18 protein-coding genes are annotated in these 16,993 nt (G+C 39.4%); 12 read left to right on the top strand and 6 right to left on the bottom strand.

Annotation, left to right across the window (positions count from 1 at the left end; translation table 11 throughout):
- Positions 1 to 16 precede the first annotated feature (16 nt).
- The 3 genes from truA to def are packed head-to-tail and all read right to left on the bottom strand — an operon-like array spanning position 17 to position 2,221.
- Positions 17 to 760 carry a tRNA pseudouridine(38-40) synthase TruA gene (gene truA, locus J7R10_RS00365; protein ID WP_010704567.1) on the bottom strand — a complete coding sequence of 248 codons (744 nt, stop codon included), beginning with the start codon at positions 758 to 760 and terminating at the stop codon, positions 17 to 19.
- Position 761: 1 nt separating this feature from the next.
- Entirely contained in the window at positions 762 to 1,691 is a 930-nt protein-coding gene (gene fmt / locus J7R10_RS00360) for a methionyl-tRNA formyltransferase (protein WP_010704568.1), read from the bottom strand.
- A complete protein-coding gene (def, locus tag J7R10_RS00355; protein WP_010704569.1) occupies positions 1,691 to 2,221 on the bottom strand; it encodes a peptide deformylase in 531 nt (176 codons plus the stop codon). Before def ends, fmt begins: the two co-directional genes overlap by 1 nt.
- A gap of 117 nt (positions 2,222 to 2,338) precedes the next feature.
- Between def and J7R10_RS00350 the strand changes: the two genes are divergently transcribed.
- Positions 2,339 to 3,523, top strand: a complete 1,185-nt coding sequence (locus tag J7R10_RS00350) for a DNA recombination protein RmuC (RefSeq protein ID WP_010704570.1) — start codon at positions 2,339 to 2,341, stop codon at positions 3,521 to 3,523.
- Positions 3,524 to 3,620: 97 nt separating this feature from the next.
- A complete protein-coding gene (locus tag J7R10_RS00345; protein ID WP_010704571.1) occupies positions 3,621 to 4,208 on the top strand; it encodes a transglycosylase SLT domain-containing protein in 588 nt (195 codons plus the stop codon).
- 508 nt (positions 4,209 to 4,716) lie between these two features.
- On the opposite strand, the gene J7R10_RS00340 is transcribed toward J7R10_RS00345, so the two are convergent.
- Entirely contained in the window at positions 4,717 to 4,968 is a 252-nt protein-coding gene (locus tag J7R10_RS00340) for a BQ00720 family protein (protein WP_010704572.1), read from the bottom strand.
- A 19-nt stretch (positions 4,969 to 4,987) separates the two neighbouring features.
- A complete protein-coding gene (locus J7R10_RS00335) occupies positions 4,988 to 5,431 on the bottom strand; it encodes an Hsp20 family protein (RefSeq protein WP_010704573.1) in 444 nt (147 codons plus the stop codon).
- 118 nt (positions 5,432 to 5,549) lie between these two features.
- Here J7R10_RS00335 and nth point away from each other — a divergent pair, with 118 nt between their 5' ends.
- From nth to J7R10_RS00285, 10 genes are all read left to right on the top strand, one after another.
- Entirely contained in the window at positions 5,550 to 6,290 is a 741-nt protein-coding gene (gene nth, locus J7R10_RS00330; protein ID WP_010704574.1) for an endonuclease III, read from the top strand.
- 183 nt (positions 6,291 to 6,473) lie between these two features.
- Positions 6,474 to 6,677, top strand: a complete 204-nt coding sequence (gene rpmI, locus J7R10_RS00325) for a 50S ribosomal protein L35 (protein ID WP_004862308.1) — start codon at positions 6,474 to 6,476, stop codon at positions 6,675 to 6,677.
- A 33-nt stretch (positions 6,678 to 6,710) separates the two neighbouring features.
- Positions 6,711 to 7,112: a 50S ribosomal protein L20 gene (rplT, locus tag J7R10_RS00320; protein WP_004862306.1), complete on the top strand. Its 402-nt coding sequence runs from the start codon at positions 6,711 to 6,713 to the stop codon at positions 7,110 to 7,112.
- A 97-nt stretch (positions 7,113 to 7,209) separates the two neighbouring features.
- Positions 7,210 to 8,283, top strand: coding sequence for a phenylalanine--tRNA ligase subunit alpha (gene pheS / locus J7R10_RS00315; RefSeq protein WP_010704575.1), 1,074 nt, complete (start codon positions 7,210 to 7,212; stop codon positions 8,281 to 8,283).
- Positions 8,284 to 8,325: 42 nt separating this feature from the next.
- Positions 8,326 to 10,740 (top strand): phenylalanine--tRNA ligase subunit beta, encoded by a 2,415-nt coding sequence (gene pheT, locus J7R10_RS00310; RefSeq protein ID WP_010704576.1) that lies wholly within the window; start codon positions 8,326 to 8,328, stop codon positions 10,738 to 10,740.
- A 287-nt stretch (positions 10,741 to 11,027) separates the two neighbouring features.
- Positions 11,028 to 11,936: a metal ABC transporter substrate-binding protein gene (locus J7R10_RS00305; protein WP_010704577.1), complete on the top strand. Its 909-nt coding sequence runs from the start codon at positions 11,028 to 11,030 to the stop codon at positions 11,934 to 11,936.
- Positions 11,933 to 12,763, top strand: a complete 831-nt coding sequence (locus tag J7R10_RS00300; RefSeq protein WP_010704578.1) for a manganese/iron ABC transporter ATP-binding protein — start codon at positions 11,933 to 11,935, stop codon at positions 12,761 to 12,763. Before J7R10_RS00305 ends, J7R10_RS00300 begins: the two co-directional genes overlap by 4 nt.
- Positions 12,760 to 13,626, top strand: a complete 867-nt coding sequence (locus tag J7R10_RS00295; protein ID WP_010704579.1) for a metal ABC transporter permease — start codon at positions 12,760 to 12,762, stop codon at positions 13,624 to 13,626. Before J7R10_RS00300 ends, J7R10_RS00295 begins: the two co-directional genes overlap by 4 nt.
- Positions 13,623 to 14,528: a metal ABC transporter permease gene (locus J7R10_RS00290; RefSeq protein WP_010704580.1), complete on the top strand. Its 906-nt coding sequence runs from the start codon at positions 13,623 to 13,625 to the stop codon at positions 14,526 to 14,528. The genes J7R10_RS00295 and J7R10_RS00290 overlap by 4 nt, the downstream gene beginning before the upstream one ends.
- A 410-nt stretch (positions 14,529 to 14,938) precedes the next feature.
- Positions 14,939 to 15,325 carry a YbaN family protein gene (locus J7R10_RS00285; RefSeq protein WP_010704581.1) on the top strand — a complete coding sequence of 129 codons (387 nt, stop codon included), beginning with the start codon at positions 14,939 to 14,941 and terminating at the stop codon, positions 15,323 to 15,325.
- Positions 15,326 to 15,683: 358 nt separating this feature from the next.
- Here the strand turns inward: J7R10_RS00285 and pncB are convergent, their stop codons facing one another.
- Positions 15,684 to 16,988: a nicotinate phosphoribosyltransferase gene (gene pncB / locus J7R10_RS00280; protein ID WP_010704582.1), complete on the bottom strand. Its 1,305-nt coding sequence runs from the start codon at positions 16,986 to 16,988 to the stop codon at positions 15,684 to 15,686.
- Positions 16,989 to 16,993: the final 5 nt, after the last annotated feature.

The raw sequence follows: 16,993 nt of genomic DNA, 5'->3' as shown, positions 1-16,993 counted from the left end.
CCACTTTGCAGGAAAGCTAATATTCCACTTTAGTCAAATAAAGTCCTGAAGGCGGTGCGACAACACCACAACGTGTGCGATCTTTAGCGTGAAGAGCTGCTTCAAGATCGTTTGCTGTCCAGCGTCCGACACCTACTTCCATGAGGCTTCCTGCAAAGGAACGAATTTGATGATGAAGAAAAGAGCGGGCTTGTGCATAGAGAAAGATCTCTTCTCCTTCTCTTTGAACATCAAGACGCTCTAAAGTGCGAATAGGGCTTTTGGCTTGGCAATGTGCAGAGCGAAAAGTGGTAAAATCGTGTTGCCCTACAAGTTTTTGGGCAGCTTCATGCATGGCTTCAGCATTAAGGGGTTTTGGCAACCACCATACACGTTTAGCATTTAGAGCGGGGGGAGAGCGACGATTGAGAATTTTAAAAAGGTAATGGCGTTTGATTGCGGAAAATCGTGCATCAAAGCTATCCGGAACGTTTTCTACTTCCAAAATCGAAGTACTCTCCCCCTGTTTTTGTAAATGCGCATTGAGTGCATCGCGAACAGTATGGGAGCCCCAGTTTTTTTCAAAATCAACATGCGCAACTTGTCCCGTAGCGTGTACACCTGCATCAGTTCGACCCGCTGTCGTGATGGTCAATTGTTGTCCACAGAAGCAAAAAATGGCTTGTTCGAGAGTCCCTTGTACGGTGTGCAACTCTGCTTGGCGCTGCCAACCAGCATAGTTTGAGCCATCATATTCAAGAGTGAGTTTAAAACGGGGCATATTAAAAAACAGCAGAAATATGAGCGCCTCGCAAGAATGTTGCGCTATCAAGGGTTTTACTACCAGATCTTTGCAGAGATGTTATTTCAAGACGTCCTTGTCCGCAATGGATAATCAAAGAATTTGGTTCTCTCCGACCAATTTCAAGAGAAGGGCCTGTCGTTAAACGACTTCCAAGAATTTTCACACGTTCTTCTCTATCACCAATATGCATGTTACACCAGCAACCAGGAGAGGGGGAAAGTGCGCGGATATGCCTATGAATAAGTTCGGCAGGCTTTGTCCAATCAATGCGGGTCTCTTCCTTTTTGATTTTGGAGGCATAGGTTATATCTTTTCCTGATTGTGGGGTCAGTTTAAGCTGTCCTTTTTCAAGAGCCGATAGAGCTTCTATCATAAGTTTTGCCCCTATCTGTGAGAGTTTATTTGAAAGTTCAAAGGTTGTCATGTTATCGGTGATCGGGATAGAATGGGAAAGCGCGATAGGCCCCGTATCCAGTCCTTCATCCATTTTCATAATCATCATTCCCGTTTCTTTATCACCAGCCATAATTGCACGTTGAATAGGTGCAGCGCCGCGCCAACGTGGTAAAAGTGAAGCATGGGCATTAAAACAACCAAAACGGGGTATTTCAAGAATGGCTTTCGGTAAGAGAAGTCCATAGGCAACAACAACAGCAGCATCAACACAAAGTGCCGCAAATTGGGCTTGCTGTTCAGCTGTTTTAAGTGTTTGAGGTGTGAATACAGGAATGGATTTTTCTTGTGCTGCATTTTGCACAGGTGAGGGGATGAGCTTAAGACCACGACGTCCCGCTGGACGAGGGGGTTGACTGTAAACAGCTACAATCTCATGACCAGCATCCAACAAAGCATGTAAAATGGGAACAGAAAAATCAGGCGTTCCCATAAAACTTAATCGTAATGCCATTACAAAAGTGCTTCCTCTGTCTTTTTTTCTTTTGCGCGTTTTTTAAATTTTCGTATCACCATATCACGTTTGAGTTTCGAAATATGGTCAATAAAAAGACAGCCATTTAAATGGTCAATTTCGTGTTGTAAACAAGTAGCTAAGAGATTGTCTGCTTCAATTTCTGTTTGTTTTCCTTCATGATCTTGATAGCGAACACAAAGGCGTTTTGGACGTTCAACTTCTGCATAATATTCAGGAATGGAAAGGCAGCCTTCTTTGTAAATACTCCGTTCTTCTGAAAGCCATAAAATTTCAGGATTTATAATAACAAGTGGATTTTTCGCGTCATCGTTTCCAGAGACATCAATGACCAACATACGTAGTGGTATGCCGATCTGAATAGCAGCAAGACCAACACCTTTAGCATGATACATAGTCTCCAGCATGTCATCAGCAAGCTGCTGGAGAGCTGAATCAATATGCTCAACAGGTTTGGATATTTCCCGTAAAATCGGATCAGGTAAGGTAACTAAAGATTTAAGTGGCATAAGCGTAGATTAAATAATGGTGTGTTATGGGTCAATATTTAAATAACAGATTCTTACACTGATTAAATAACAGATTCTTGCGCGCTTTTTGACGATAAGAGCGTTATATTACTTCTCATGTTTGATTCGTTTTCTTCTTTGCTACTTATTGATGGATCTTTAGTTCAATTGGTGATTTTGTTTTTATTTATAATGGTTTGCTTAACCTTTTTTATGTTGATGCATTCTCATCGAAAAAAGGGACTTTTGGAAAGTGAAATTGCTGAACGCACTCGTGAAGCGCAAATACAGATGGAGACATTGTTGAAAACACAAGCTGAAATGCAAGGCCGAATACAAACTATGGCAGAAATTTTTGGTCAAAGGCAAGCTGAATTAAATAAGTCTATAAGTGAGCAACTCAATGGAATGACAACCAATTTGGGACAAACACTTCAGGTGCAAACCAAATCTACTTATGAAAATTTGAATCGTTTACAAGAGCGTTTAGCGGTCATTGATGCGGCACAAAATAATATTCAATCGCTTACGGGACAAGTTGTTCAGTTGCAGGCTATTTTAAGCAATAAGCAGACGCGTGGTACTTTTGGTCAGGGGAGGATGGAAGCAATTATTGCCGATGCTTTGCCGGCTAATACTTATGTTTTTCAGGCAGTTCTTTCAAATGGAAAACGACCAGATTGTCTCATTCACATGCCGAATAAGGCCCCTTCTCTTGTTATTGATGCTAAGTTTCCTCTGGAAGCTTGGAATGCCATGCGTAAAGCAGCAACGCCGCAAGAGGGTCAGGAAGCAGAACGCCAATTTCGCACCGACATGGAAGTTCATATTCGCCATATTGCGCAGAAATATTTAATTCCTGGAGAAACACATGATACCGCCTTTCTCTTTGTGCCATCAGAATCGATTTTTGCAACAATCTATGAAGATTTTGAACCATTGGTACAAAAAGCCAATCGATCGCATGTGATTATTGTCTCACCGTCTTTGTTGATGCTATCTATTCAGGTTGTACAAACTATTATGAAAGATGCGCGAATGCGTGAACAAGCCCATTTGATTCAATCAGAAGTAGCAAAATTAATGGAAGATTTTGGACGAATGGATACACGTGTCCGCACCTTACAGAAACATTTTTACAAAGTGGGTGAAGATATAGACGCGATTTTAATATCATCCTCCAAAATTATGAAACGGGCTAATCGTATTGAAACTTTTGAATTAAAAGAAAAGGACTCTTTGCCAACGCAAATGGCCGCTCCTGTTCAGCCCAAAACATTGCCTTTGGTTGATGAGGAGTGAAGTGAATCTTTCCAGCACAACGAGAGTTCTTTATTGATTAGTAATAATTTTTTAGTATCCATATCTCGTTACATTTCCTAGTGAGAGGAATAAAGATATGCGACACCTTTTGTTTTTAGGAGCATTGGTGTTTTTGCTGGAGGGATGTGCAACAACACCTCCGAGATATACCAACAATGCTTGTGCTATTTTAGCGCAGAAAGATGGTTTTTTTGATAATTGGGGAAGGGCTTCTAAACGTGCTGAAATGCGTTACGGAATTCCTATGTCTATTATTCTTGCAACTATTAATATGGAATCGAATTTTCGTCACAATGCACGTCCTGGGCGCACAAAACTTCTTGGTTTTATTCCATGGAAGCGCCGATCGACGGCGTATGGCTATTCTCAAGCACTTGATAGTACATGGGCAATGTATCTCCGTTCCGCAGGAAGACCTTATGCGCGGCGTACAAATTTTGCAGATGCTGCTGATTTTGTTGCTTGGTATCATCGCCGGACTGTTCAACGCAATGGTGTAAGAGTTAATGACGCCTATAGCCTTTACTTAAATTACCATATGGGGCATGGGGCTTATGCACGCAGTGGAGGTTATGTCTCTACAGCACTTGCACAGGCAGCACAGCGTATGGAAAACTTGTCCAGAAAGTATGAACAGCAATTGAAAACATGTGGATGGCGTTAAGAAAGAGGTATTCTAACTCAAAAGACTGAATTGGTTTTAAAATGGATAGGAATACAGAATTTCTTACTCAGAGGGTATGATTTTGGGAAGAGCTATATTTAAGGTATCGAGCCGACAAAAAATCCCAAGAAATTTTTTGTAATGCATTTGAGAACATCATGTATAGGATATTTTATAAAGATCTTTAAGATCTTTGTTAAAAAGAAGATGCGGAATCAAGAAGTAAAAACTTTACTATAAAAGCCAGAGAATTGAATATCTCAAAGGGTATCGATTAATAAAGATCTTCAGAATTGTACTTTTGTGAAGAATAAAGAAACAGTGACCATTTCTTTAAAAATGATGGTCTTGGAATAGTATAAAGTCAAGAACGCCCATATTTTCTGATTGAAAAGAGTAAGCTATTTTAAAACTGAAATGATTTTCATAAAAAGACTGCCCACCCTACCTTACAAAGGAGGAATAAGACAGTCTGTAAAGATACTTTAATTATTTTTCGTAAAATAGATTAGTGTAGAGTTACAATTTGGAGTTCATGTTCATTGGCGCCTGCAAGAGCGATAGAGCGCTCATCAGACAAAATGATTGGATAACCTGTTTCACCAAAGAGCGCCCATATTGTAATGCCGGGTGTCATGGGTGGAAGATCTGGAAAATTTTTAGCCAGATCATCTGTGCAAACCTTTTTTAAATAAGCAATCTGCCCCACATCAAAATGGGCGGTACTTTGCAACGACAAGTTTTGTTTGTGTTCTCCCATTTTATTATTCCTTTATACCTTAGTTTTTACGACTCATTACTATACTACTGACTTTGATTGGAATCTGTTTTGTTTGTTTTTTTGCTTTTGGTTGATGTAGATTAATTGATAAGAGACCATTTTTCAACTCGGCATTTGCAACGTGCATTCCCTCTGCAAGTACAAAAGTACGTTGGAATTGACGTGCCGCTATACCATGATATAAATATTGATGGTTTTGATTGTCTGTTTGCTTACCATGAATGATTAATTGATTGTCATCAAGTAAAATATTAAGATTGTCGACTTTAAATCCAGCAACAGCCAAAGTGATGCGTATGTGATTTGCGTCATCATTTTTGTGTAAACGCTCAATATTATAGGCCGGATAAGCTTCATCAGTTTTACCAATACGTTGCAAGGTTTTTTCTATCGTTTCAAATCCTAAAAGAAAGGGATTGGAGAAAGGCGTCACATGTGTCATTGTGAATGTCCTCTTCAAAGCGGCTTTACTTGACTAAACTTTATAAAAAGTGTTTGCTGCATCCCTCTCATATGGCGAGCGTAGGTGATAAATTCAAGAGAGAAGATGGGAGAGTGCAATGGCTCAGAGAACAAGTAAATTGTCAAAGATGCAAAAATCTTCTGAAATATTATATAGCGAAGACGAAATTGAAGAAATCTTTCGCCGTTTTTCTGTTCAACGCCCAGTTCCTAAGAGTGATCTTATCTATACCAATGTTTTTACTCTTTTGGTTGCGGTTATTCTTTCGGCTCAAGCGACAGATACGAGTGTTAATAAAGCAACTAAAGAATTATTTCGCCTTGCTGATCAGCCGGAAAAAATGGTTGCATTAGGAGAAGAAGAAATTGCATGCCATATTCGTACAATTGGTCTTTGGCGCGCAAAAGCGCGTAATGTTTATGCACTTTGCAATTTTTTAATTGACCAATATGGCGGTAAAGTGCCTGAAAAACGTGAAGATCTTATGTCCCTCCCTGGAGTGGGGCGAAAAACGGCGAATGTTGTTTTGAATGTTGCTTTTGGTCATCCAACATTAGCGGTAGATACGCATATTCTGCGTCTTGGAAACCGTCTTGGTTTAGCACCTGGCAAAACACCAGAGATTGTTGAAGAAAAATTATTAAAGATTATCCCTATACGTTATCTGCATCATGCGCATCATTGGCTTATTTTACATGGGCGTTATATTTGTCAAGCGCGTAAAGTACAATGTACACAATGCATTATTGCTGATCTGTGTAAAGCAGCAATCAAAACAAACGCAATTCCAGCACCTTTGGTTGAAGTTCAAGGAAATGGTGCTCCCATTTTTTTTTGATATGCTCTTGCTATTTTGTGTATACTAGCTTATGAAAACGCTGTTGGAGCCGCCCGGCAGGGCATGCCGTGGCTGTTTAAATGCTTGTTCAAGCGTTGGTCCGCTTGAGTAAATAAATTCTGAGTGAATAGATCCACTAAAATGGATAGAATGTATAATGAATAAAATGTATGGAGTAGCAAAATGCCCAAGATGAAGACCAAATCATCCGCTAAGAAGCGGTTTAAAATCACTGCGTCAGGTAAAGTTAAAGTAGCAGCAGCGGGTAAGCGCCACGGCATGATTAAACGTTCGAATAAGTTTATTCGTGATGCGCGTGGAACGATGGTTTTATGCGAACAAGATGCTAAAAAAGTTGTTCAGTGTTATTTGCCGAATAGTTTATAAACCTTACGCTTTTGATTTTTAGGAGAGTATTACATGGCACGTGTAAAAAGAGGTGTGACAGCGCACGCGAAACACAAAAAAGTTCTTAAACAGGCTGAAGGTTTTTACGGTCGTCGTAAAAATACCATTCGTGCGGCTAAGGCAGCAGTTGATCGTTCCAAGCAGTACGCGTATCGTGATCGCAAAAATAGAAAACGGACTTTCCGTGCTTTGTGGATTCAGAGAATTAATGCAGCTGTTCGCGCAGAAGGCTTAACTTATGGGCGCTTTATTGATGGTTTATCGAAAGCGGGTATAGAAATTGATCGTAAGGTTCTTTCAGATATAGCAGTTCACGAAGCAGCAGCATTTTCTGCTCTAGTTGCTTCTGCAAAAAAGGCTTTGGAATATTTAAAGGACACAACACCTAATGCTTTTGAGGGCGCTGTCAAATAAGCCAGTCGTGTTCTCTTAAAGGATTCATTTATTCGGGATCCCGTACTGGTTGTTACTGGTGCGGGTTTTTTTCTATTCACAAAAATAGGCAAAGACTATGAGCGATATTGAGCGTCTGGAACAAGAAATTTGTTTAGCTTTAGAAGCCGCTAATGATGAACAGGCACTTGAGACAGTGCGTATTGCAGCATTAGGCAAAAAAGGCAGTATCTCAGAAAGATTAAAAGCATTAGGAAAGATGGATGTTAGCGAGCGCCATAAAGTTGGACCAGTTCTTAATGGATTAAAGAATCGTGTTTTAGAATTATGGACGCAAAAACGTGATCTTCTGAGGCGCCAAGCAATGGATGCGCGCCTTTTTAGTGAAACGGTTGATGTTACTTTGCCTGTACGTTCTTCGCCTATAGAACGGGGACGTATTCATCCTATTTCGCGGGTGATTGAAGAAATTATAGCCATTTATAAGAAGATGGGTTTTTCACTTGCAGAGGGACCAGATATTGAAACAGATTATTATAATTTTACGGCATTGAATTTTCCTGAGGGTCATCCAGCGCGCGAAATGCATGATACCTTCTTTTTTGATGCTGATAAAACGGGAGAGCGGAAATTATTACGGACCCATACATCTCCTGTACAAATTCGTACGATGGAAAAACAAAAAGCACCAATACGGATTATTATTCCTGGAAAAACGTACCGTATGGATTCGGATGCAACGCATTCACCAATGTTTCATCAGGTAGAAGGTCTTGTGATTGATAAAACCTCGACCATTGCACATATGATGTGGCTTCATGAAACCTTTTGTAAAGCCTTTTTTGAGGTTCCTTCTGTCAAAATGCGTTTTCGCCCTTCTTTTTTTCCTTTTACCGAGCCGTCTATGGAAGTGGATATTCAGTGTGATCGTTCTGGTTCGGAAGTACGCTTTGGGGAAGGAGAGGATTGGTTAGAAATTTTAGGATGTGGAATGGTACATCCTCAGGTATTGAAAAATGTTGGTTTAGATCCCGATGAGTATCAAGGTTTTGCTTGGGGAATGGGTATTGATCGCATTGCTATGTTAAAATACGGTATGCCCGATTTGCGGGCTTTTTTTGATGCTGATCTGCGTTGGTTAGAGCATTATGGCTTTCGCTGCTTTGATATGCCTGCTTTTTTCCAAGCTTAAGCAAAGTGTGATTTTATCATAGTTTGGATGTGAGGTTTTAAAATGAAATTTACATTGTCGTGGGTGAAAGATCACTTAGAAACAGATGCGTCTTTGGATGAAATTTGTGATAAACTAACGGCTATAGGCCTTGAAGTTGATCATGTTGATGACCGCTCTTCTTTAAAAGGTTTTGTAATTGCAGAAGTTTTAACGGCAATAAAACATCCTGGCGCCGATAAACTCCAAGTTTTGTCTGTAGATATAGGGTCTGGCACACCTGTACAAGTTATTTGCGGGGCACCCAATGCACGCGCTGGTCTTGTTGGGGTGCTTGCATTGCCAGGTACTTATGTGCCTGGGCTTGATATAACATTATCTGTGGGGAAAATCCGCGGGATTGAAAGTTTTGGGATGATGTGTTCACAAGCAGAGCTTGAATTATCAAGTGAGTATGATGGCATTATCGAACTTCCAGAAGATGCACCGATTGGAGAGTCATTTGCGGTTTATGCAGGTTTAAATGATCCGATCATTGATATTGGTTTGACACCTAATCGTTCTGATTGCACAGGTGTTCGCGGCATTGCGCGTGATCTTGCTGCTGCTGGAATTGGGCAGTTAAAAGAGTTATCCTTGCCACAATTCGATGCTTCTTTTGAAACAGCGTTTGATGTTTCTTTAGATTTTTCGCAAGATTCAGCGTTATCTTTAGGCTTTGCTTGGCGTGAAGTACGCAATGTGCAAAATGGTGCATCACCGCAATGGATGCAGCGGCGTTTGAATGCAATCGGTTTGAGACCAATTAATGCGCTGGTTGATGTGACCAATTATATAAGTTTTGATCTTGGTCGTCCGCTTCATGTTTTTGATGCGGATAAGATTAAAGGCAATTTAAGTGTACGGCGTGGTCGTGAAGGTGAGCAGCTTCAGGCGCTTAACGGAAAAATCTATCATTTGGGGATTCATGATTGTGTCATTGCAGATGAAGAGGGTGTTGTTTCTATTGCTGGTATCATGGGTGGTGAAAGAACAAGCTGTGATGAGACAACACAGCGCGTTATTATTGAATCAGCGCTTTGGGATTCAAAGAGTATTGCACAGACAGGTCGTGCATTAGGACTTATCAGTGATGCACGCTATCGGTTTGAGCGTGGTGTTGATCCAGCTTTTATGGAAAAAGGACTTGAGATTGCAACAGAACTGGTCTTACGTCTTTGTGGTGGTGAAGTTTCAAAGACAAAGATTATTGGTTATCAGCAGCCAGAAATCAAACAGATCGCCTTTCCTTTTTCTGAAATTAAACGCTTGACACATTTGCAAATAGATCGTGCACAAGCCATCACTATTTTGACACAGCTTGGATTTGGCATCGAAGGGGAAGGAGATGTGGTAAAAGTTAAAGTACCAACATGGCGCCTCGATATTTCTGGTAAAGCGGATTTAGTAGAAGAGGTAATGAGGATTTATGGGCTAGATAAAATTAAGCCTATTCCATTGGAAAGTTTTGCAAAGGAAAAAAGTCAAAATTTAACCAATTCGCAGTTTCTTTCCCGTGTTGCACGGTTTGCTCTAGCACATCGTGGCATGAAAGAGGCTGTAACTTGGTCCTTTATTTCCGAAAAACAGGCACTTGCTTTTGGAGGTGGTCAAGCACAGCTTAAATTAGTCAATCCTATTTCTGCTGATATGTCCGTAATGCGTCCTTCTCTTTTACCTGGTTTGCTGGTGGCGGCACAACGAAATGCTGATCGTGGTTTCCCTGATCTTGCTTTTTTTGAAGTTTCCAGCATCTACGAAGATGATACAGCTGATAAACAACAACGTGTTGCTGGTGGAATTCGCCGTGGAACAGAACGATTTGAAGGGGCAGGGCGCTTTTGGAATGGTAATGCAAAAGCCGTTGATGTTTTTGATGCAAAAGCGGATGCATTGGCTGTTTTAGAAGCATGCGGTATAGATATTAGCAAGGTTCAAATTAAAGTTGGAGCACCCGATTGGTATCATCCTGGTCGTTCAGGGGTTATAAAACTTGGATCAAAGATTGTTCTTGGCTTTTTTGGCGTTTTCCATCCTGCTACATTGGAAACATTAGATGTCAGTGGTCCTTTATGTGGTTTTGAAGTTTTTCTTGATCGAATTCCAGAGCCAAAGAAAAAGGCAACAAAAAGCCGTTCTCCTTTAAAATTATCGCCTTTTCAAATGGTACGACGTGATTTTGCGTTTGTGGTTGATAAAACAGTTGCTTCCTCTCTTATTGTACGTGCTGCAAGTGGAACGGATAAAAAACTGATTCATTCAGTGCAGGTTTTTGATGTTTTTGAGGATTCAAGCCTTGGTGAAGATAAAAAATCTATTGCCATTGAAATAGTTCTTCAACCTATTGAACGAACTTTAACGGATGAAGATATAGAAGAGCTGACTTTGAAAGTGGTGGAAAATGTCACCAAAGCGACGGGCGCGAGTCTACGTTGTTGAATCTGTTTTTTATCACTTTATAAAGCAGGAGCACTTTTGAGTGCTCCTTTATTTTTTGCGTATTCAAGATCTCGAGAGCTTTTTATTTTAAAAGACAAGTTTTCCGTAGCAAAAGTTTCTCTTTAAATCATCAGTCTTTTTTAAAGGCAAGAAAGGATGTTTTTAGACATCTTTAAAAGTTATTTTGTCAGAATCTTTCATTGCAAATGTGAAAAATAACTGTTATTGTTAATAATAATGCAAATCATTAGCAATAAGGAAAAAACTATGCACGAAAGAGAGGAGAAATGAACGTAAAGACGTTTTTTACTATAATTTGGGGAAGTATTATTTTTTTCACACCCAATTTAGCTTTGTGTTCTGATAAATTTAAAGCTGTTACGACATTCACCATTATTGCTGATATGGCAAGAAATGTAGCAGGTGATGCCGCTGATGTTGAATCAATTACGAAACCAGGTGCTGAAATTCATGAATATCAACCTACACCTCGCGATCTTATGCGTGCGCAAGGAGCCAATCTTATATTGTGGAATGGCTTGGATTTAGAGCTTTGGTTTGAAAAGTTTTTTCAAAATATTAAAGATGTTCCAAGTGTTGTTGTTTCAGAGGGCATTGTGCCGATTAAAATTGGTGAGGGGCCTTTTAGTGGTAAGCCCAATCCGCATGCATGGATGTCGCCAACTTCAGCTTTGATTTACGTTGATAATATTCGTGATGCTTTCGTGAAATATGATCCTGAGCATGCTGCTCTTTATAAAGAAAATGCCGAAATTTATAAGCAGAAGATTCGTGCAACAATTGATCCAATCAGGGCGGAATTGGAAGCTGTACCAGAAGATAAGCGTTGGCTTGTTACGAGTGAAGGTGCATTTAGCTATTTGGCGCGTGATTTTGATCTGAAAGAACTTTATTTGTGGCCAATTAATGCTGATCAGCAAGGGACACCGCAGCAAGTTAAGCATGTTATTGATATGGTTCGCAAATACAATATCCATGCAGTTTTTTCTGAAAGCACTATTTCCCCTGCTCCTGCTAAACAGGTTGCGAGAGAAACAGGAGCGAAATACGGAGGTGTCCTTTATGTAGATTCTTTGAGTGAGAAAAACGGTGAGGTTCCAACCTATATTGATTTATTACGTGTCACAAGCGGGCGGATTAGCAATGCCTTATTAGATGGAGTAAAAAGCCAATGACCGGATCTGGAATATTTGCTCAAGGGGTAACAGTAACTTATCGGAATGGGCACACAGCATTGCGCGAAGTGAATTTTAAGAGCCCAACAAGTTCTATTACAGCACTGGTTGGCGTTAATGGATCAGGTAAGTCAACATTATTTAAAGCTATTATGGGTTTTGTGCGACCATCAAAAGGAAAAATTCGCATGTTTGGTTTGCCTGTTGATATGGCTTTGAAGAAAAATCTTATTGCTTATGTTCCCCAGAGTGAGGATGTTGATTGGAATTTTCCTGTTCTCGTTGAAGATGTTGTTTTGATGGGACGATATGGTCACATGAATTTCTTTCGTTATGCACGGGCGCGAGATTATGAAGCTGTCCGTGTTGCATTAGAACGCGTCGATATGTTGGCATTTGCCAAGCGTCAAATTGGCGAACTTTCTGGTGGACAGAAGAAGCGTGTTTTTCTAGCACGCGCTCTTGCACAGCAGGCAAAAGCTATTTTGTTAGATGAGCCATTTACAGGGGTTGATGTCACAACAGAAGATAAAATTATTGCTTTGTTACAAGACCTACGTAAAGAAGGGGCTGTGATATTAGTTTCTACCCACAATTTGGGCTCTGTTCGTGAATTTTGTGATCACACAATTTTAATAAAGGGAACGGTTTTGGCTTCAGGGCTCACGGAAACTGTCTTTACAAAAGAAAATCTTGAGAAAACTTTTGGTGGTGCTTTACACCATCATATTTTTGATCTTCAAAGCACAAAAAAAAATGATGTCTTTGCAGGGAGCAAACAATTTCCCTTTTCTGAGAATACGCAAAATATGGAGCATGTTGCATGATTTCTTGGTTGCTTGAACCACTGAGCTACCAATATATGGTTAATGCGATGTGGGTTTCGGGGTTAGTTGGGTGTGTTTGCGCCTTTCTTTCTGCTTTTCTGATGTTAAAAGGTTGGTCGTTGATTGGCGATGCACTTTCCCATTCCATTGTTCCTGGTGTAGCAGGAGCTTATCTTTTAGGGTTACCTTTTTCGCTTGGAGCTTTTTTTTCTGGTGGGCTTGCGGCTGCAGCTATGCTTTTTTTTAATCACCGGACAAAACTGAAAGAAGATACCATTATTGGTCTCATTTTTTCTTCCTTTTTTGCTTTTGGGTTATTTCTCAAATCATTAAAACCAATGGCAGTTAATATTGATACAATTGTTTTGGGAAATATTTTAGCCGTCAGTTCATCAGATATTGTGCAATTGGCTTTTATTGGTTTTTTTTCTTTGTTTATATTGCTTTTGAAATGGAAAGATCTCCTCGTTTCTTTATTCGATGAAACACATGCGCGTGCTATTGGATTAAATGTAAAGTTGTTAAAGATTCTTTTTTTCACACTCCTTGCCGCTTGTACCGTTGCTGCCATGCAAACAGTTGGTGCATTCTTGGTCATTTGTCTTGTTGTGACGCCTGGGGCAACAGCTTATCTCTTAAGTGATCGTTTTGTGAACGTTTTGATTATTGCAGTGCTGATTGGGACATTCACAAGCATATTGGGTGTTTATGTGAGTTATTTTTTGAATGCACAAACAGGTGGTGTTGTTGTTCTGTTCCAAGCATTTTTGTTTATGATGGCTTTTATTTTTGCCCCTAAACATGGGTATATTGCTGCGCGCTTACGTATAAAAGCGGCAAAAAAAGGTGTGATGTTATCATGATTGATCAATTACTACTTCCTTTTCAATTTTCTTTTATGCTTAAGGGCATGATTATTGTCACGATTCTTTCTATTCCTATGGCAATGCTATCTTGTTTTCTTATTTTAAAAGGGTGGGCTCTTTTGGGAGATGCAATTTCGCATGCCGTTTTTCCAGGTGTTGTGATTGGTTATATGACAACGCCGTGGGTGATAGCATTTTTTTCTTCTTTGCCATTTCCTTGGTTTCAGCATGTACGTCCAGAGAATGTTACAATGACTTTGATTACGTGCGGTGCTTTTGTCGCGGGTATGATTTGCTCTATTTTGACGGGTTTTTTAGGGAGCAATAGTCGCATCAAACAGGATACGGTGATGGGTGTTGTTTTTTCCTCGATGTTTGGTTTGGGGCTTGTCTTAGCAACGGCTATTTATAGCAGCTTAGATTTGAATCATATTCTATTTGGTAATCTCTTGGGTGTTAACTGGCTTGATATTACACAGACAGCGATAATTTCTACTATTGTCACCTTCATTCTAGGAGCAAAATGGCGCGATTTTATGCTGTATATTTTTGATTCAGTTCAAGGTCGTGCAATGGGGTTGCGGATATCGGTACTCCATTATACTCTTTTAACAATGATTTCTCTCACCATTGTTGCGGCTTTGAAAGCTGTTGGTATTGTTCTCGTTATTTCTTTATTGATAGCACCAGGAGCAATTGCCTATCTTATCACGAAGCGATTTTCTTTTATGTTGGTGATTGCTATACTTGTTGCAGCTTTTTCTGGTTTTTTAGGAATTTATCTAAGCTTATTTATCGGCTCTGATTCTGCTTCCACAATTGTGTTGATTTTAACACTCATTTTTATCGCTATTTTTATGTCACTTTTCTTTCGTAAAAGTGCGATTCAGGAAATTTAAGGGCAATAAAATGTGTTCATAGCAGTCATGCATTTTTGTATGTTGTTTCTCATGCTTGTTTTAATTAGAAGCCGAGGTACTAGGTCATTTTCATCCTAATATCTAGCAGATGAGTGCAGTATATATTCTCCTCCCTAAGTGCTCCATTTGTAATTAAAAGGCTGCATTGATTTATTCTGCAGCCTTTTTTATTTTGAGCTTTTCTGAAAATTTATTCTTATTGCTTGAAAAATTTGAAATGAATATAGTATTGCGTAGGCTATTTTATGCTTTAAAAGAGGTTATCACAGAAAATACCCTTACGAATAAAGGTGTATGGCTAGTAAACGCTATAGCTGTTGTGCGCTAAAGCATGTGAAAAACAAGAAAAGATATACAAGGGTCTTTCTAGAGGACAATGGTGCTAAAAAATGAAAAAAGATTTTAAGATATCGCACCCTTTGCGTATCTGCTATTATATAGCAGGGTGGGCCATGGTTATATTAGGTGTTATCGGGATAGTATTACCTATTATGCCAACGGTGCCTTTTTTATTAGTTGCTTCATGGTGTTTTGCTCGTTCATCACCACGTTTTCATTGTTGGTTGCATAATCACCATGTTTTGGGTCCGCCTATTAAACAATGGGAAGAAAAGGGGGCTATTTCCAAATTTGTTAAAGTTATTGCGGTGGTAAGTATGGCGGGAGGTTTTTTATCTTTTTTAGTAATAGCGCACCCTGCTTTGTGGCTTGCTTTGTTAATTGCTGCTATTTTACTGTTTATTGCTGTGTATATTGTGACACGTCCATCTTCATAGTGGGTAAAAAAAGGCTTTAGGAGTCTATCTTTGACGAATTTATGAGAGTTTCTTGATAAAGATTTTGTTCCTTAAAATTGATAGCGTAACGTCTTTATATCAAGAAGGATATAAAATAATAAGCTTTTTCAAACAGTTCATGAGAGAGAATAATATATTCGTGAAAACAAGTTTATGAGCAGAGAAAACAATGTATTTTCATCCCAATGTTCATAAAGCCACTTTAATAAGCAAGGGTGGATGATATTTCTAGACGGATATACTTTTTTGTTAATTTGTGAGAAGCTGCACCCTCTTAATCAATCGGTAATTGATTTTTTAGTTGTTTATCTTTTATTTCATACAAATAGGTTTGTGATTAAATCTTTACAGGTCTAGCAACACGTTTTTCATTCCCAAAGAAATTGAGATAACGCTGTATTTCTTGCGGATCACCGATGGTTTTTTCAGGATTATCGGAGAGTTTTACGGCTGGCTGTCCATTGGCATTCGTAACTTTACAAACAAGGGAAAGAGCATCAAAGTTGGCAATTTTTTGGGGTGCACAGCCTACAAAATCATTAGTAAGGTCTGTTCCCCATCCAAAACTCATACGAACTTTTCCATGGAAATGATGGTAGGTTTTTTCAATTGTATTGACATCAAGTGCATCAGAAAAAATCAGTAATTTTTCACGTGGATCTTTCCCTTTTTCTTTCCACCATTGGATAATACGTTCGCCTCCTTCAATGGGTGGAGCACTGTCTGGTCTGAAACCTGTCCAATCAGCTACCCAATCTGGTGCATTGCGTAAAAATGCTTCTGTACCAAAGGTATCAGGCAAAACAATGAGAAGATTTCCACCATAATAACGGTTCCAATCTTGGAGAACTTTATAAGGAGCTTGACGCAACTCGTTATCATTATTGGCAAGAGCAGCAATAACCATGGGCAATTCATGTGCATTGGTGCCAAGAGCTTCTAAATCTGTATCCATAGCGAGAAGAACATTGGAAGTCCCTGTAAAAGAATTGCCAATTCCTTCTTTTAGTGCTTCAACACACCAACGTTGCCATAAAAAAGAATGGCGACGTCTTGTTCCAAAGTCAGATATTTTAATATCAGGAAATTTTTTAAGACGTTCAACTTTACTCCACATTTTTGCTTTGGCACGTGCATAAAGTACATCAAGAGCAAAACGATCCAAATTTTTCATAGCAGCCCGTGAACGCAATTCACTGATAATAGCAAGAGCAGGGATTTCCCACATGGAACTATGGGTCCATAGACCATGAAAATGGAGGATATATTGACCATCTTTACGGGTTAACTCATATTCTGGCAGTTGAAAATTCTCAAGCCAATGAAGAAAATCTGGTGTGAAAATTTGTTTACGTCCATAAAATGTATTACCAGCAAGCCAAATCATTTCTTTTTTCGTAAAACGTAAACTAAGAGCATGATCAAGTTGAGCACGCAATTCACCCTCATCAATATCATCAGCAAAACGGATTGTATTGGTTCGGTTTATAAGGGAGAAGGTAACATTTACATTGGGATAAAGCCCCCAAATCATCTGTACCATGAGAAGTTTATAAAAATCCGTATCCAGAAGTGAACGAATAATAGGATCAAGTTTCCAAGTATTGTTATAAACACGTCTCGCAATATCTGGGTGATTCATAACCC

The sequence above is a fragment of the Bartonella vinsonii subsp. berkhoffii ATCC 51672 genome (genome assembly GCF_902825225.1).
In the GTDB taxonomy this organism is placed as follows: Bacteria; Pseudomonadota; Alphaproteobacteria; order Rhizobiales; family Rhizobiaceae; genus Bartonella; species Bartonella berkhoffii.
This window is presented reverse-complemented; position numbering and strand designations above follow the sequence as displayed.

What these genes read in the sequence shown, in the direction of transcription:
- truA (WP_010704567.1), bottom strand. Translation starts at nt 760, where the DNA reads ATGCCCCGTTTTAAACTCACTCTTGAATATGATGGCTCAAACTATGCT.
- fmt (WP_010704568.1), bottom strand. Translation starts at nt 1,691, where the DNA reads ATGGCATTACGATTAAGTTTTATGGGAACGCCTGATTTTTCTGTTCCC.
- def (WP_010704569.1), bottom strand. Translation starts at nt 2,221, where the DNA reads ATGCCACTTAAATCTTTAGTTACCTTACCTGATCCGATTTTACGGGAA.
- J7R10_RS00350 (WP_010704570.1), top strand. Translation starts at nt 2,339, where the DNA reads ATGTTTGATTCGTTTTCTTCTTTGCTACTTATTGATGGATCTTTAGTT.
- J7R10_RS00345 (WP_010704571.1), top strand. Translation starts at nt 3,621, where the DNA reads ATGCGACACCTTTTGTTTTTAGGAGCATTGGTGTTTTTGCTGGAGGGA.
- J7R10_RS00340 (WP_010704572.1), bottom strand. Translation starts at nt 4,968, where the DNA reads ATGGGAGAACACAAACAAAACTTGTCGTTGCAAAGTACCGCCCATTTT.
- J7R10_RS00335 (WP_010704573.1), bottom strand. Translation starts at nt 5,431, where the DNA reads ATGACACATGTGACGCCTTTCTCCAATCCCTTTCTTTTAGGATTTGAA.
- nth (WP_010704574.1), top strand. Translation starts at nt 5,550, where the DNA reads ATGGCTCAGAGAACAAGTAAATTGTCAAAGATGCAAAAATCTTCTGAA.
- rpmI (WP_004862308.1), top strand. Translation starts at nt 6,474, where the DNA reads ATGCCCAAGATGAAGACCAAATCATCCGCTAAGAAGCGGTTTAAAATC.
- rplT (WP_004862306.1), top strand. Translation starts at nt 6,711, where the DNA reads ATGGCACGTGTAAAAAGAGGTGTGACAGCGCACGCGAAACACAAAAAA.
- pheS (WP_010704575.1), top strand. Translation starts at nt 7,210, where the DNA reads ATGAGCGATATTGAGCGTCTGGAACAAGAAATTTGTTTAGCTTTAGAA.
- pheT (WP_010704576.1), top strand. Translation starts at nt 8,326, where the DNA reads ATGAAATTTACATTGTCGTGGGTGAAAGATCACTTAGAAACAGATGCG.
- J7R10_RS00305 (WP_010704577.1), top strand. Translation starts at nt 11,028, where the DNA reads ATGAACGTAAAGACGTTTTTTACTATAATTTGGGGAAGTATTATTTTT.
- J7R10_RS00300 (WP_010704578.1), top strand. Translation starts at nt 11,933, where the DNA reads ATGACCGGATCTGGAATATTTGCTCAAGGGGTAACAGTAACTTATCGG.
- J7R10_RS00295 (WP_010704579.1), top strand. Translation starts at nt 12,760, where the DNA reads ATGATTTCTTGGTTGCTTGAACCACTGAGCTACCAATATATGGTTAAT.
- J7R10_RS00290 (WP_010704580.1), top strand. Translation starts at nt 13,623, where the DNA reads ATGATTGATCAATTACTACTTCCTTTTCAATTTTCTTTTATGCTTAAG.
- J7R10_RS00285 (WP_010704581.1), top strand. Translation starts at nt 14,939, where the DNA reads ATGAAAAAAGATTTTAAGATATCGCACCCTTTGCGTATCTGCTATTAT.
- pncB (WP_010704582.1), bottom strand. Translation starts at nt 16,988, where the DNA reads ATGAATCACCCAGATATTGCGAGACGTGTTTATAACAATACTTGGAAA.